General features: G+C 46.1%; 16 protein-coding genes and 1 other annotated feature. Of the genes, 8 read left to right on the forward strand and 8 right to left on the reverse strand.

Annotated elements, in window-relative coordinates:
• Positions 1-48 precede the first annotated feature (48 nt).
• Both BMY78_RS27965 and BMY78_RS27970 read left to right on the forward strand, forming a co-directional pair.
• Entirely contained in the window at positions 49-1224 is a 1176-nt protein-coding gene (locus BMY78_RS27965) for an MFS transporter (RefSeq protein WP_090904535.1), read from the forward strand.
• A 353-nt stretch (positions 1225-1577) separates the two neighbouring features.
• Positions 1578-1925 carry a toprim domain-containing protein gene (locus BMY78_RS27970; RefSeq protein ID WP_090904536.1) on the forward strand — a complete coding sequence of 116 codons (348 nt, stop codon included), beginning with the start codon at positions 1578-1580 and terminating at the stop codon, positions 1923-1925.
• Positions 1926-2008: 83 nt separating this feature from the next.
• Here BMY78_RS27970 and BMY78_RS27975 read toward each other — a convergent pair whose 3' ends face one another.
• On the reverse strand, positions 2009-2620 hold the full coding sequence (locus BMY78_RS27975) for an SCO family protein (protein WP_177185902.1): 612 nt from the start codon (positions 2618-2620) through the stop codon (positions 2009-2011).
• Between the two features lie 231 nt (positions 2621-2851).
• On the reverse strand, positions 2852-3781 hold the full coding sequence (cyoE, locus tag BMY78_RS27980) for a heme o synthase (protein WP_090904537.1): 930 nt from the start codon (positions 3779-3781) through the stop codon (positions 2852-2854).
• A 253-nt stretch (positions 3782-4034) separates the two neighbouring features.
• Between cyoE and BMY78_RS27985 the strand changes: the two genes are divergently transcribed.
• A complete protein-coding gene (locus BMY78_RS27985; protein ID WP_090904538.1) occupies positions 4035-5015 on the forward strand; it encodes a metal-dependent hydrolase in 981 nt (326 codons plus the stop codon).
• A 107-nt stretch (positions 5016-5122) separates the two neighbouring features.
• On the opposite strand, the gene BMY78_RS27990 is transcribed toward BMY78_RS27985, so the two are convergent.
• Positions 5123-5341, reverse strand: a complete 219-nt coding sequence (locus BMY78_RS27990; RefSeq protein ID WP_017692386.1) for an alpha/beta-type small acid-soluble spore protein — start codon at positions 5339-5341, stop codon at positions 5123-5125.
• Between the two features lie 120 nt (positions 5342-5461).
• On the opposite strand from BMY78_RS27990, the gene BMY78_RS27995 reads away from it, so the two are divergent.
• Complete coding sequence (locus BMY78_RS27995; RefSeq protein WP_090904539.1) at positions 5462-5659, forward strand: hypothetical protein; 198 nt, start codon at positions 5462-5464, stop codon at positions 5657-5659.
• 102 nt (positions 5660-5761) lie between these two features.
• On the opposite strand, the gene trpS is transcribed toward BMY78_RS27995, so the two are convergent.
• Positions 5762-6757 carry a tryptophan--tRNA ligase gene (gene trpS / locus BMY78_RS28000; protein WP_090904540.1) on the reverse strand — a complete coding sequence of 332 codons (996 nt, stop codon included), beginning with the start codon at positions 6755-6757 and terminating at the stop codon, positions 5762-5764.
• A 64-nt stretch (positions 6758-6821) separates the two neighbouring features.
• Positions 6822-7088, reverse strand: a binding site (T-box leader).
• Positions 7089-7336: 248 nt separating this feature from the next.
• On the opposite strand from trpS, the gene BMY78_RS28005 reads away from it, so the two are divergent.
• A complete protein-coding gene (locus BMY78_RS28005; RefSeq protein ID WP_090904541.1) occupies positions 7337-8311 on the forward strand; it encodes an aldose 1-epimerase in 975 nt (324 codons plus the stop codon).
• Between the two features lie 202 nt (positions 8312-8513).
• Complete coding sequence (locus tag BMY78_RS28010; RefSeq protein WP_076290933.1) at positions 8514-8747, forward strand: alpha/beta-type small acid-soluble spore protein; 234 nt, start codon at positions 8514-8516, stop codon at positions 8745-8747.
• Between the two features lie 80 nt (positions 8748-8827).
• Here the strand turns inward: BMY78_RS28010 and BMY78_RS28015 are convergent, their stop codons facing one another.
• Together BMY78_RS28015 and BMY78_RS28020 are read right to left on the reverse strand one after the other, a co-directional pair.
• Positions 8828-9241, reverse strand: a complete 414-nt coding sequence (locus BMY78_RS28015; protein WP_090904542.1) for an O-methyltransferase — start codon at positions 9239-9241, stop codon at positions 8828-8830.
• Positions 9242-9514: 273 nt separating this feature from the next.
• Entirely contained in the window at positions 9515-11314 is a 1800-nt protein-coding gene (locus BMY78_RS28020) for a M3 family oligoendopeptidase (protein ID WP_090904543.1), read from the reverse strand.
• A gap of 118 nt (positions 11315-11432) precedes the next feature.
• Between BMY78_RS28020 and BMY78_RS28025 the strand changes: the two genes are divergently transcribed.
• Positions 11433-11603, forward strand: a complete 171-nt coding sequence (locus tag BMY78_RS28025) for a YycC family protein (protein ID WP_064506463.1) — start codon at positions 11433-11435, stop codon at positions 11601-11603.
• Positions 11600-11833, forward strand: coding sequence for a hypothetical protein (locus BMY78_RS28030; protein WP_063566143.1), 234 nt, complete (start codon positions 11600-11602; stop codon positions 11831-11833). The genes BMY78_RS28025 and BMY78_RS28030 overlap by 4 nt, the downstream gene beginning before the upstream one ends.
• A gap of 17 nt (positions 11834-11850) precedes the next feature.
• Here the strand turns inward: BMY78_RS28030 and BMY78_RS28035 are convergent, their stop codons facing one another.
• On the reverse strand, positions 11851-12582 hold the full coding sequence (locus BMY78_RS28035) for a DUF2225 domain-containing protein (protein WP_090904544.1): 732 nt from the start codon (positions 12580-12582) through the stop codon (positions 11851-11853).
• 36 nt (positions 12583-12618) lie between these two features.
• On the reverse strand, positions 12619-12996 hold the full coding sequence (locus tag BMY78_RS28040) for a globin domain-containing protein (protein ID WP_053783277.1): 378 nt from the start codon (positions 12994-12996) through the stop codon (positions 12619-12621).
• Positions 12997-13255 lie beyond the last annotated feature (259 nt).

Here is a 13255-nt window from a genome sequence, read left to right on the forward strand (position 1 = left end):
ATCATGACCAGTTATTGAACATGCATCGCTTAACAAGGAGGGGCTTATGTGAAAACGGCCATCTGGCTATATCTATTTTTGTTCCTTGCTGTTTTTGATCTGCACGCGCAGTATCCAATCTTGACCCCTTTCGCTATCTCGCTCGGGGCGGCCCCGACCTTCATCGGCTGGATGATGGGCATCTATTCCTTGACTCATCTCCCAGGCAATCTGATTGCCGGAACCCAGATCGACAAACATGGCAGTCGTCGTTACATTGTATTCAGTTTGCTGGGTGCAGGCATCATTTTGCTAATCCAGGCTCAAATCCATACGCCATGGCAGCTGCTCGCCCTGCGCTCCATCAGCGGGTTTGTACTTGCTTTTCTGTCTCCGGCCTGTCTCGCACTGCTTGCGCAATTATCAAATGATCCGATCAAGCAAGGCAAGTATATGTCAGGTCATGGCGTCGTACATACACTGGCATCCGTGGTGTCCCCCGCCGCAGGCGCATTGATCGTCGGAGCTTTAGGGTTTTCCGCCACCTTTGCGAGTCTCGGTTATCTGCTCATTCTGTCAGGTGTTATCGCATGGTTATCCATGCCCAAAGGCCTCGCTGAGGTTCAGCACGAAAAAGTGACCGAGCCCGCCATGCCTAGCAACCTGGTTGGAGAAAAAAGAAAATTCCTGCCCGTATCCTGGCGATACTTTGCTCTGCCCCTTGTCATTGCTTGTGCTCAAGGAATTCTTTTTTTTGAACTACCACTGCGTGGAGGCGGACATTCGTCCATGATGTCTACCGGACTTTTGTTTTCCATTATCAGTGTTGGAGCACTATTTACCCTGAGCATGCTATTTCTCAACCGTTATTCCCCCAAACTGCGGTTGATTGCAGGCGTGCTGCTGATGTCTTTATGTTTCTTTGTTATGGCGGCGATACCACAAATTCCGTTGTCTTCCGTGCTTTTCGTTCTGGGGATGTCCAAAGGCATTATTTTCCCAGCCATGGCAACACTCTTTATTCATTTAAGCGGCGGTAACAAGCTGGGTCGTATCTTCTCATTACAATCCATTGCTACCTCCATCGGTTCTTTCATCGGCCCAATCACAGCAGGACAGCTTCGTGTGGGTTTATCGCCGTATTTCATTGCCTTTGTATTATTGATGATCGGTATTATGCTGCTCCCTTACTTCACAGCCAGACGGGAAGCTTCCCTATCTGATCCCAAAAGCATACTGGGTTAACCGTATCAGAATGATCTACTATCCGTACTCTTTGACAACAGAAAGGCTTGTATTTTTCTTGGCTTTGCATCATTCCCCCATTTACAGCTAAACTATATAAAATGGACTGATGTTTTACACACGAACGAAGTGACTTCTTCATCTACGGATTTCTTCTTAACTATCCTCATTAGGAATGGACGATCCGTAATCGGAACGGCCACTGTTGCTGAAAGTTAGAAATCAAAGATGTTTCTGTCAGTGTAGTCGCTCGTGTCAAAATTAGAAGGTCCATTTTATATAATCCAGTCGATTTTCGCTGCAACATTTCCCGGGGAATGTCGACATAAGCTCTCGATCAAGAGGTGAATATGATGCCTATTCATGTCATTGTGGAAGGTAAAAATGACCGCAGTAAACTCAAACGACTTGTAGGACCCGAAATCAACATTTTGTGCACGTTTGGAACACTGAATTCCCTCAAGCTTGAGTCGCTGCGCAAACAGGTTGGTTACGATGAGGTCTACTTATTTATGGATAATGACAGTTCGGGCAAAAAAATCAGGGGTGTGCTGCGAGATGCCTTCCCGGATGCAGTACAGATGTATACACGACGCGGTTATGCGGGTGTAGAGGGAACTCCCGATGAATACATCATCGCCCAGCTGGAGAAAGCCGGATTGGAATCGTATATCCAATATCCTGAACTCCCATCGTTTTAAACCGTAAGAGGCTGCTCGCCGGGGTATTCATCCAACCCAGGAAGCAGCCTCTTTATTTGGCGAAAATTATTATGAACGCATTTTTATTCCTTGATCAGATTGCGAATGTCTTCTGCAATGACTGCTGGTTCAACATCCTCTGTATTAAACGCATTGTATACCTTACGCAATTGATTATTCCGATCCACCAATCCAATCATGTTCATATGGGCAAAATCGTCCTTGTTCTCACCCTCAATAAGGATCTGGAATGATTCCTTGGCGAGCTGCTTCGTTTGATCCATATCCCCCCGCAGGAAGTACCAGCCATCATAATCCGCGTGGAATCGATCTGCAAATTCCTTAATCTTCTCCTTGGTATCCACTTTCGGATCAAACGAGATGGACACAAACGAGACATCCTTGCCAAAGGTATCGTCCTCTTTCAACAGATCCTGCACCTGGGATAGCGTAAACGTCGTAATTGGGCACACATCCGGACAACTGGTGAAATAAAAGTAGAACAAACGTACCTTGCCTTTGGTATCATCCAGTGATACTGTGCTTCCATCCACATTTTCCATCGAAAAGGATTGAATCTCCCGAATTTCGGGTAACTTTTCCTTGCTGGCAAAAACGGTGCCCCACATTAAATACACCGCCATGATCAGCGCAAGCCCCAGCAGCATCCATGTCCATTTATACTTTTTCAGCATCATTATCGTCCCTTCCGATATCAGATCATATGAATACGCATACATTAAGGTTTTAACGATTTTCGATAAAATTCATGACTCTGAATCGTGTTTTTAATGACATTTCCTCATTCCCATACCACTGTGATGCATATGTATACGTAGAACCCAACCTGTAATGGGCTGCCTTGTTATTGTAGCCGTTCCATGGACCCGTGCCTATCTAATGTTTATTACAGCATTTCATGCTGCTTACTTGTGTACTGTATCCAGAATCATCAATATAAAACTCAAGGATAGATAGTTAATGGAGTAAAGGAATACCTTTTTAGCCCAGGCATCTGTATCTTGTGCACGAAAGCCTTTCAGTGCGTAGTACAGCCACAGTACGGAAAGTATCAGTGAAACGGTAAGATAGAAAATTCCTGCGTACCCGTAAGAATACATGAGGACCGGGACAAAGATTTGCAAAACCAGATAAGGAATCATCTGAAGCTTGGTCCGTTCAATGCCCTTCACAACCGGTAATAGCGGAAATCCGCCAGCCCGATAATCTTCAACCCTGCGGATTGCGAGCGCCCAGAAGTGTGGAGGCTGCCATAGAAACAACATGGCCAGAAGCAGCCATGCACCAAGATCCATACGTCCGGTTACTGCGACATACCCGATGACTGGCGGCATTGCACCAGACAGACCGCCAATGGAGGTGCTCCATGTCGACGAACGCTTTAACCAAAGGGTGTACATAATCACATAGACAAACATGCCAAAAATGCCGCATAATCCGGAAAGTACTCCGGAGAAGGAAAAGAGTATGAATAATCCAAGCACACCCAAAATAATGGCATAGGATAGAACAACTTTGGGTGTTAAACGTCCTGTAGGTAAGGACCTGTTGCGGGTACGTTCCATTTTGAGATCAAGTTCACGGTCAAAGTAATTGTTAAATACACAAGAAGAAGCCATAATCAGTACCGTTCCAAGCAGGGTCAGCAGCATTTTGCCATAGTTGACGTCCCACTGGGATGCAAGCCAAAAGCCACCAAAAACCGCAATAAGATTAGTTCGAAGAATGCCCGGTTTCGTAATATGGATAAAATCTTTCCACGTCCCTGATTTCATCGGAGGCGCAGATCGTGTTGCCGATTCGGAAGAAGCCTGGTATCTCAATGGATTGTCCACGCTTGCGAATCCCCCTTCTTCTTGATCTCATGGAGTTTTCTCTCTCTGCCTCCGATATAAAGTTTATCACAGGAAAAGGAAAAAGAGTTTGACAATGCTCGTACAATTGCTGTCAATTGAGCAGGTTCTTGTCATATCTTTGGAATTTAGGGTGTTTTGCTTCTCGCTAGACGGATAATATACACTATATATGGGTATCACCTAGATAGAGAAGCAACTCGCATTAACGATACACCACACAAAGGAGACGTTTATGGATACTTCTACACATTTTGTCATGGGGATTGGTTTGGCCGGTCTGGCTTATGTCGATCCTGTTGTCGCGACGAGTCCCATGATCGCAGCTGCGGTCATGGTTGGCACCATTGCAGGCTCGCAGGCTCCTGACATCGATACTGCGTTACGTCTCAAAAGTAACTCGCTTTACATCCGGAATCACCGGGGCATGTCCCACTCACTGCCATTTCTTCTGTTATGGGTTCTCCTCATTACTGGAGTCATTGCATTGATCTTCCCAGGTGTCGCTATTGGACACGTGGCAGCCTGGACTGCTGTCGCCGTAGGCGTTCACGTTTTTACCGATTTGTTCAATACCTATGGAACCCAGGCAGCACGACCTTTTACAGAACGCTGGATTGCCTGGAACATCATTCATATTTTTGATCCGTTTCTGTTTACCACACATGTGCTGGCCATTTTGTTATGGGCTTTCGATCTGATCGCTCCTGCTCCACTCTTTGTTACACTGTATATTTTGATTGGCTTGTATTATGTATGGCGGACCATAGCACGTGCTATGGCTGTTAGACAGGTGAAGCGACTGGACAAAAATAATTCTGAGGCTCATTACATGGTGATCCCCACGATATCCTGGAATCGATGGCATGTGGTGAAAAGACATGAAGATGGCAGTTATGAAATTGGCAAAATGGATCATTCCGTCCTAACCTGGAATCTCCATGCTTCATCGTCCACTCACGCGGCTGTTGCCGCCTCGCGCAAATCTCCTGAAGTCACTGCATTTCTGTACTTCACCTCCTATGCTGTCGCTGAGGTCGAAGAACTACCAGCAGGGTACAAGGTTCGCTGGGCCGATGTACGTTATCGACACCGCAAACAGTATCCATTTGTCGCTGTAGTTGTTATGGATCGAAATTTTGAAACGATTGATACCTATGTCGGCTGGTTGAGCGATGAGAAAATGGATAAAAAACTTTTATCCGCACGCTCTTGACGAAAGGTGCATGGAAGGGCACAATCAGACATAGGAACGCATGCGCGAGAAAGCCCGGAGCGTTTCCGCTCCGGGCTTTCTGCTTGTTGCTCTTTGGTTATGATAAATTATTTGCCAGACCCAGCCAGAGACTGCTCAGCGATTTGTACCAGACGTTTGGTGATGTACCCACCCAGAGATCCTGTCTCACGGGAAGTGTAGTTACCGTAGTAACCGTCTTGTGGGATAGTTACACCCAGTTCTTGTGCAGCTTCAATTTTCAGTTGTTGCAATGCTGAGTTTGCTTGAGGTACCACCAAGTTGTTAGAACGAGATCCTTGAGCCATATTTAAAATCTCCCTTCAATCTGTGTCTGTAATGTAATTGCAAGCTTGCAAGATTATTATGGCTCGTGCGCTTCAGGTTATACGGAATTTTATCTAATTTCTATATGGAGGTTTTTCCCAATGAGCAAAGGTTTATCGCTATGGTTTGCATTCTCTTCGATTATGTTGTTAGCGGTTACGGCGATCATGATCTCATACTCCGGCTGGTTGGCCACGCTGCTGTTTGTCGTGTCCATTGCCAACATCGGCTGGGGATTTGTTATTCGCGCAAAGAAAGAGCGTCGTGAAGCACGTACCACCTCGGAAACAGCCTCTTGACCCGGTAAACTTTACTTCATAGGTAGTACGAAATAAAGAGGAGCCACAGGGCTCCTCTTTATGATGTGAACAATTCATCTACTTTAAGCTATTTGCCTCGCCCTATTTCAACGTACGTCTAGGAACAAACCCCATACGTTCTTTAACCGCATTAAGGGTCTGGGAAGCCACCGCTTCTGCCCGACGAGCTGAAGTTTCCAGGATGTCAGCTAATTCGCCAGACTCACGAATCTCACGATACCGTTCCTGTAAAGGTTCAATAACGGATACGACCACTTCAGCCAGTTCTTTTTTGAACGGACCGTACATTTTGCCTTCATAACGTTCCGCGACTTCGTTCAATGTCAGACCTGCACATTCAGCGTAGATACTCATCAGGTTGCTGACTTCAGGTTTGTTTGCCGGATCATATACAACTTCACGACCGGAGTCGGTTGTGGCACGGCTGATTTTTTTGCGGATGACATCTGGCGGATCAAGCAAGGCAATGTAGCTGCCCGCATTGGGATTACTTTTGCTCATTTTGGAAGATGCATCGTCCAGTGACATTACACGAGCACCCACCTGTGGAATATAAGGGTCTGGAATCGTGAAATACTCACCGTAACGGTGGTTAAAGCGTCCTGCCAGATCGCGTGTGAGTTCCAGATGCTGCTTTTGGTCCTCGCCTACAGGCACAAGATCAGCATTATACAGCAAAATATCAGCAGCCATTAATGAAGGATAGACAAACAGTCCGGCGCCAACGGAATCTTTACCGGATGATTTGTCCTTGAACTGAGTCATGCGTTCGAGCTCACCCATCGAAGTCAGTGTAGTCATCAACCAGCCCAATTCAGCATGCTGCGGTACATGGGATTGCAGAAACACATTGGATTTCGTAGGATCGATTCCAGCTGCGATGAACAATGCAGCTACCGCTTCAGACTGCTCACGCAGCGCAGCTGGCTCTTGAGCTACCGTTACAGCGTGAAGATCAACCACCATGAAGTGACATTGGTAGTCATGCTGCAATTTCACAAAGTTTTTAATTGCTCCGATGTAGTTGCCCAATGTGAGCTTGCCACTCGGCTGAATTCCCGAAAGTACTGTTTTCATCTTACATAACGCCTCCCTATTGGTTTGTTCCTATTCTCAGCGAACGCAAAAAGGCCCCACATCCGCAAGGGACGTGAGACCGTGGTGCCACCCTTATTCGCATTTCTTCATTCCTGTCGACCTCATTAGATCATGTAGAAGAAATGCCTTCATTTCTCCGTAACGTGGAGTATACGTCCGATTCTACTAAGGGTTGCCCAAGCTTCAGACACCGCCCGTTCAAATCAGCACTCAAGGGTCCATTCGGTAAAGAGTTCACACCGGTTCACATCACCCACCGGCTTTCTGGGGAGAGTTCTCTTGGCTTACTTGTCCCTGTCATCGCTTTGATTATCATTCAGTGGATAAAACCATCGTTCAGAATACCATCTTAATCCGCATGGAGCAGAATGTCAAAATGGGAATAGCTTTTTTTACCCACTTCACAGAAATCTGTTATGATGGAATTGCTTATCCTAATCAACAGCATTCATTCAGCATGTTAATGGGATAAGTGGCATGTACACAATGACACGCCTGCAACGGCAGATAGGAATGGCCGTTTGCAGACAGATTTCAAGTGGGAAAAGGAGCATCGATATGAAACAAGTGACCAAAGGCCAATGGAATGGTTACGACACGTATATCCTACATAGCCGTGAATTGGAGATTACCCTGCTGCCGCGTCTTGGAAATAACATTATCTCGATTCGCGATCTGGTGCAGGGCCGCGATGTCGTTCGCAGTCCGGAAGAAGATGAACTTGCCTTTTATTTGCAGAAGCCGTATCACTTCGGCGTTCCGCTTCTTGTTCCGCCAGGCCGCATTCATCGAGGACAATTCGAATATGAGGGAGTTCATTACCAATTCGATCAGAATACGGCCAATGACAACCATATTCACGGCCTCCACCGCAGCCAGTCCTGGTGTGTCAGCGACATCGAAGAAGATGAAGATGGCTGTGCAATTACAACGGAATTATTAACTGAAAATGAAGAGCATTGGATGGCTCAATTTCCAATTCCTTTGAAGCTTGAGATGACGTTCAGATTACAAAACGCGGTGTTAAGCCAGCGTCTGCGTGTGACCAATCTGAGCTCCACTCCTGCTCCTTTTGGAATGGGATATCATACATGGTTTCTGCTTGACGGCAAACCTGCCGAATGGACGCTTCAACTTCCTGTGTCCGGGATCTACGCTCAGAACGAGGAACAACTGCCTACAGGTGAGATTGAATCTCTCGGAGAATGGTCCTCTTTGAACGAAGGCATGAACATGCAAGGACGCAACTGGGATACCATTTTGAAAGCTGCCGAAGGTCAACCAGCTGTAGCTCATTTGCGCAGACAGGATGGATATTTGCTGAAATATTCAGCAGATGAAGCATATTTCAAACATTGGGTCCTCTTTACCAAGGGCGAATCCGATCAATTTCTATGCATTGAACCCTACACATGGCTTCCTGATGCACCTAATTTGAATTTAACAGACGAGCAAACGGGACTAATCCGTCTAGAACCTGAACAGCCCGTTGAACTTTTTACACGTATTGAGATTGTTCCGCCAACCGAGTAGTAATCTTGTACTCTCAGACGCCTTCTATGGGATATAGCCCCTATTGTTTTCCTTTTATTTTACGTAGTCGATCCATACTGGGTCGGCTTTTTTCATGTTATATCTCTTCTCTTTTGTCCAAATTTTACCTTACGCCATATCATGCATATTTCCTCATTCTCTAACCATACTAACATCACCAAGCCATAAGGAGGTGACACACATGTACGGAGGTCAAAACCAAGGAAGCAGAAATTCTTCAAACAATCTGGTTGTTCCTCAAGCAACTGCAGCTTTGCAACAATTGAAAATTGAAGCTGCACAAGAGCTGGGTGTAACAATTCCCCAAGACGGTTACTACGGTAACTACACTTCCCGTGAGACAGGTTCTCTGGGTGGTTACATCACTAAACGTCTGGTCCAAATCGCTGAGCAGCAATTATCGGGTCGTTCGTAAGCTCGTAATTTGTGCTCGTATATGCAAGAGCAAAAAGCGGCCTTCTTCGGAAGTGCCGCTTTCCTGTGTGCTCATCGCAATTATGAAGACGACTCCATGCCTGAATCCATGTATGTATTGGTTCTTGGATAACGAATCATCAGGTTCGCCATATTATAGTTGGACTCCATCGTGGCATCAACCAGAATCATGCCTTGTCTTACTGTAAAATCATATGCAATTTCTCCATGAGTCCAATTTCGCTTGAATTTCAAAGTCTCCAGTGCCATTGCGCGGAAAGAAGAGCGCTGGTTTTCGTTTAATCCACCGTCCTCCACTTCCATTTGACCATCACGTCCGGTTATCGGATTATGTCGAATCCCAAACTTCCCAATTACATTATTTCGTATTTGCACAAAAACTACACCTGAATCTAACCCTGATAATTCATGATCAAGCTCTTTGAACACCAGATCCAACTGTCGTGCTAATGAAAGCTGGTCAATTTTTACCATAACGCTCCTCCTTTATGCACTTCATCCTACAAAACAAGGACTTATGACTCATTATATGACAACATATGTGGTCATTCAACAAAGAAAAACAAACTTGGGTAATTATAACTATAATTTGCACAATTAATTGCCATTTTGCGTCCTTTTAGCGAGTTATTTCTCTCAATTGCGACAAATTATTTAGCGGGTGTCTAACTTTTAGAAACACAAAAAAAGGCCGCAACCCCGTGTGCATTTACACAGGATTGCAGCCACATTTCATATATAGGAATACTATTTTGCGGATTCTGTCATCTCAAGAAATTGATCAATATCGGCAATGACCAGGTTCGCAGCATTTTGCCAGAAATCCGGTTGTGTGAGATCTGTACCCAGATGTTTCTGAGCCAGTTCCTCTACCGTCATTCGGCCCGTATCCCGCAGCAAATCATCGTATTTATCGGCAAATGCCGTGCCTTCCTCCTGCGCTCTGGCGTAGATGCCTGCACTGAACATATATCCGAACGTATACGGGAAGTTGTAGAATGGTACACCTGTCAGATAGAAATGCAGCTTGGATGCCCAGAAATGCGGATGATCCGATGCAAGCGCACCACAGAACGCTTCTTGCTGTGCTTCCACCATCAGTTTGGACAACTCATCTGCATTCACCAAACCTTGTTTGCGTTGCTCATAAAATCGATTTTCGAACAGGAAACGGGCGTGAATATTCATGAAGAACGCAACGCTTCGTTGAATCTTGTCTTCAAGCAGAGCAAGCTTCTCCTGCTCATCCGTTGCTCCCTGAACCAATGCATCCGCTACAATCAGCTCGGCAAAGGTAGATGCCGTCTCCGCTACATTCATGGCATAGCGTTGATTCAAGGCCGGCAGTTCTTCCATAATGTGCTGATGATATCCGTGACCAAGTTCATGGGCAAGTGTCGACACATTCGACGGCGTCCCAGAGAAGGTCATGAAAATACGTGTTGCTTTGCTGAGTGGCAAGGACGTACAGAATCCCCCTGGACGCTTGCCAGGACGGTCCTCTGCTTCGATCCAACGTTTCTCAAAAGCCATCTCTGCAAACTTGGAAAGTTTGGGACTGAACTTGGCGAATTGATCAACAATATTGATGGCTGCCTCGTCATAGGTGACTTTTCCACCCGACTTGCCTACGGGTGCATCAACGTCACTCCAGCTGAGTTTCTCTACACCAAGCAGTTTCGCCTTGCGCTCCAAATATAGAACCAACGCAGGTTTGGCACCGTTAATTACGTCCCACATCGTATCAAGCGTCTGACGCGACATCCGGTTGATCGCCAAAGGTTCCTTAAGAATGTCATCCCAGCCGCGCTTCTCATACAATTTGAGACGGAAACCGGCAAGATGGTTTAATGTATCTGCGCAGAAGTCTTCAACATCCGTCCAAGCCTGTTCCCAATTAGCGAATACAGTCTCGCGGACATTCCGGTCACTGTCGCTCAGCTTATTGGCAGCCTGACCTGCGGACAACATTACCGTTTCACCATTTTGTTCAAATGGAATGTTAACCTTGCTTACAATGGTGTTATAGAATTTGCCCCACCCATGGTAACCATCTACGCCGAGATCCAGCGCAAGACCTTCAAGCTCAGGTGACAGTTTCTCACGAGCCTGTGTGCGGCTCTCGTTCAGTACAAAGGCAAGCGGCTGAATATCTTCCCGAGCAATCCATGCTTCCCATACAGAGTCTGTCGTCTGGCTAAGCGTATTATCGAATTGGGACTTGCTGCTGTTCAACATCGCGCCAAGAGAACTAATGGTGCCCTGAAGCTGAACTGCCTTTTTATCCTTTTGGTTTTGTGAAGAAAGACAGGACACAAATGCGGACCCTTCCGAAATTCGGATATAACAGCTCTGCAGCAGTTCCAGAATCGGATCAAACGCATTTGTTTCTGCCAGTGACTTGGGTGCAGGTGTTTCTTTCAAAAGGGCTTGCAGCTTGCGTACATCCTGCTCCAGCTCAATCAAATACGCAGCAAACGACTCGGAGGCAGAACCTCCACTAAAAATGGACTCCAGATCCCAGACGGGTTGTAATGGTGTTTTCATTTAAATAAGGCACCTCTCTCAGTAGAATGGATAATTAACCTTGAATTAGAACTGGTTTTATAAGCGCTATATCTCTATACTAGAGAAATAGTTTAAGCTATTTTCAGGAGGTAATCGTATGAAACCTTTACAAGTCTCGGCTGACACAGCCGTCAAATTAGCAGAATCTCTGGGTGTTCCCCTCGAACATCTGATGCATATGCCGCAGCATATCCTGATGCAGAAAATCGCCGAATTGGCCAAAGAAGAAGCGGCTAAACCTGCCTCTACGGAAGGCGAGCAAGAATGATTCCCTTTGAGAACAGCTGGCCTTACGATATTGTAATGGGGGACATTTATGTACAGCAATGTCCGTACTGCCATGCAAACAATGTACTGCTGCCGCTCAAACCGAAGGAGCTTGTACGCATTCGCGAAGGCAAAAAGAAATTGCTGGTCTTTCCTTGTTGTAATGCCAGCATGACTGTGATCGACAACGATAGTGATTACCTGCTATCCAGTCGTCCTGTCCGCAATTAAAGAACAACTCTCACTTATCAAATGGGGCTGCGTTTCGCAGCCTCTTTGTCTGCTTCAATCATCTCAGCCGGCAACTCCAACTTACTCGAGATCATCTGTTCCCGCAGCAATGCCCATTGCTCCCGCGAAGCACGAATCATGGCAGCATCGGTAATGCGCTTGTCATGAATGACCCTGCCGAACCATTTTACAGCCTCATGGAATCGACCTACCCTGCGGTTCAACTCTCCCAGCAGATACAACAGCTTGGCTTCATTCCCGCCAGTACCTTCCCGTTCAAAAACCTTTACGTAAGCCTCAAGGCTAAATTCAAGAAAACGGTTTTCCTGAATATGATCCTCCATGTAACGATACAGCCAGGCAATATGATGCAGCAGACCTGCAACGACACGATCTTTCTCCTGAATAACCTGCGCGCACAGCAGTCCAAGCTTGTATGAATCCATCGCCTGCTCCAGTGTCCGCGCTCCGCTATAGTCTCGTTTCACCCAACGATTGCCGATCTGCTCCTTGAAAGCCTTGCGCTGTCTATCGTTCAATTGTTCCGTTGAATTTTCCGTCGAAGCGAATCCACACGCCGGACAGATTCGTACAACATAGAAATCCGGATTCTCCAGCTTGTAATAAGCGCAAAAATCGGAATCCGTCCGGTATGGCCGTTTCAAGCTTGGTCTTACACGTGAGGTATCATACTCGATCTCGCAATAATGACACTTCACTTTTACCTTATACAGAGGCTCTAATTCCACTCATTCCATCCCTCTCCCAAAAGCTTATAATCGGAACTAAGGTGTATTCACAAAATGATGTGCTGGCCCCGACAATCGCTGCAGGACGAAAGAATGCAATGGCTCTTCCACACCGACCTGTGTCAACGCCTGATCCATACATGCAAGCCAGGCTTCTGCCCGTTCAACCGTCACTTCAAAATGCATATGGCGGGCACGCATCATCGGATGACCAAAAGCCTCGGAAAACAATGCAGGACCACCGAAGAACTGAGACAAAAACATGTATTGCTTGTCAATTACCGGCTGAATATCCTCCGGAAAAAGAGGAGCCAGCTTCTCATTCTGCTGAACAATCGGATAAAAAGCTTCAACCAGTGCGCGAACGCCTGCCTCTCCACCAAGATTGTCGTAGATGCTCAAACTAGGATTCATTCCGCTTCCCCCTCCTTTCAGATGTCGAATTTTGAAATATATTACACTCCCATGCTTAATTATGAAAGGAGAATGAAGAACAAGGCCACGAGCGCCTTGTCTTCATTCTATCAAAAAAAAACCAAAAGTCCTATATAACATGAAAGGGTTATGGTCCCACATAGCCATGACTCACACAGGTCTATCTCAGACTGAAGGCACAAAAAAAGCGCCAAACAAGAGGTTTGGCGCACCAAATATTTCATCAGTAACTTCGCCA

It is taken from the genome of Paenibacillus sp. OK076 (genome assembly GCF_900110055.1).
Classification (GTDB): Bacteria; Bacillota; Bacilli; order Paenibacillales; family Paenibacillaceae; genus Paenibacillus.

Bases quoted from the DNA above. Each gene is read 5' to 3' on its own strand.
- BMY78_RS27970 (WP_090904536.1), top strand. From the start codon at position 1,578: ATGCCTATTCATGTCATTGTGGAAGGTAAAAATGACCGCAGTAAACTC.
- BMY78_RS27975 (WP_177185902.1), bottom strand. From the start codon at position 2,620: ATGCTGAAAAAGTATAAATGGACATGGATGCTGCTGGGGCTTGCGCTG.
- BMY78_RS27985 (WP_090904538.1), top strand. From the start codon at position 4,035: ATGGATACTTCTACACATTTTGTCATGGGGATTGGTTTGGCCGGTCTG.
- BMY78_RS27990 (WP_017692386.1), bottom strand. From the start codon at position 5,341: ATGGCTCAAGGATCTCGTTCTAACAACTTGGTGGTACCTCAAGCAAAC.
- BMY78_RS27995 (WP_090904539.1), top strand. From the start codon at position 5,462: ATGAGCAAAGGTTTATCGCTATGGTTTGCATTCTCTTCGATTATGTTG.
- trpS (WP_090904540.1), bottom strand. From the start codon at position 6,757: ATGAAAACAGTACTTTCGGGAATTCAGCCGAGTGGCAAGCTCACATTG.
- BMY78_RS28005 (WP_090904541.1), top strand. From the start codon at position 7,337: ATGAAACAAGTGACCAAAGGCCAATGGAATGGTTACGACACGTATATC.
- BMY78_RS28010 (WP_076290933.1), top strand. From the start codon at position 8,514: ATGTACGGAGGTCAAAACCAAGGAAGCAGAAATTCTTCAAACAATCTG.
- BMY78_RS28015 (WP_090904542.1), bottom strand. From the start codon at position 9,241: ATGGTAAAAATTGACCAGCTTTCATTAGCACGACAGTTGGATCTGGTG.
- BMY78_RS28020 (WP_090904543.1), bottom strand. From the start codon at position 11,314: ATGAAAACACCATTACAACCCGTCTGGGATCTGGAGTCCATTTTTAGT.
- BMY78_RS28025 (WP_064506463.1), top strand. From the start codon at position 11,433: ATGAAACCTTTACAAGTCTCGGCTGACACAGCCGTCAAATTAGCAGAA.
- BMY78_RS28030 (WP_063566143.1), top strand. From the start codon at position 11,600: ATGATTCCCTTTGAGAACAGCTGGCCTTACGATATTGTAATGGGGGAC.
- BMY78_RS28040 (WP_053783277.1), bottom strand. From the start codon at position 12,996: ATGAATCCTAGTTTGAGCATCTACGACAATCTTGGTGGAGAGGCAGGC.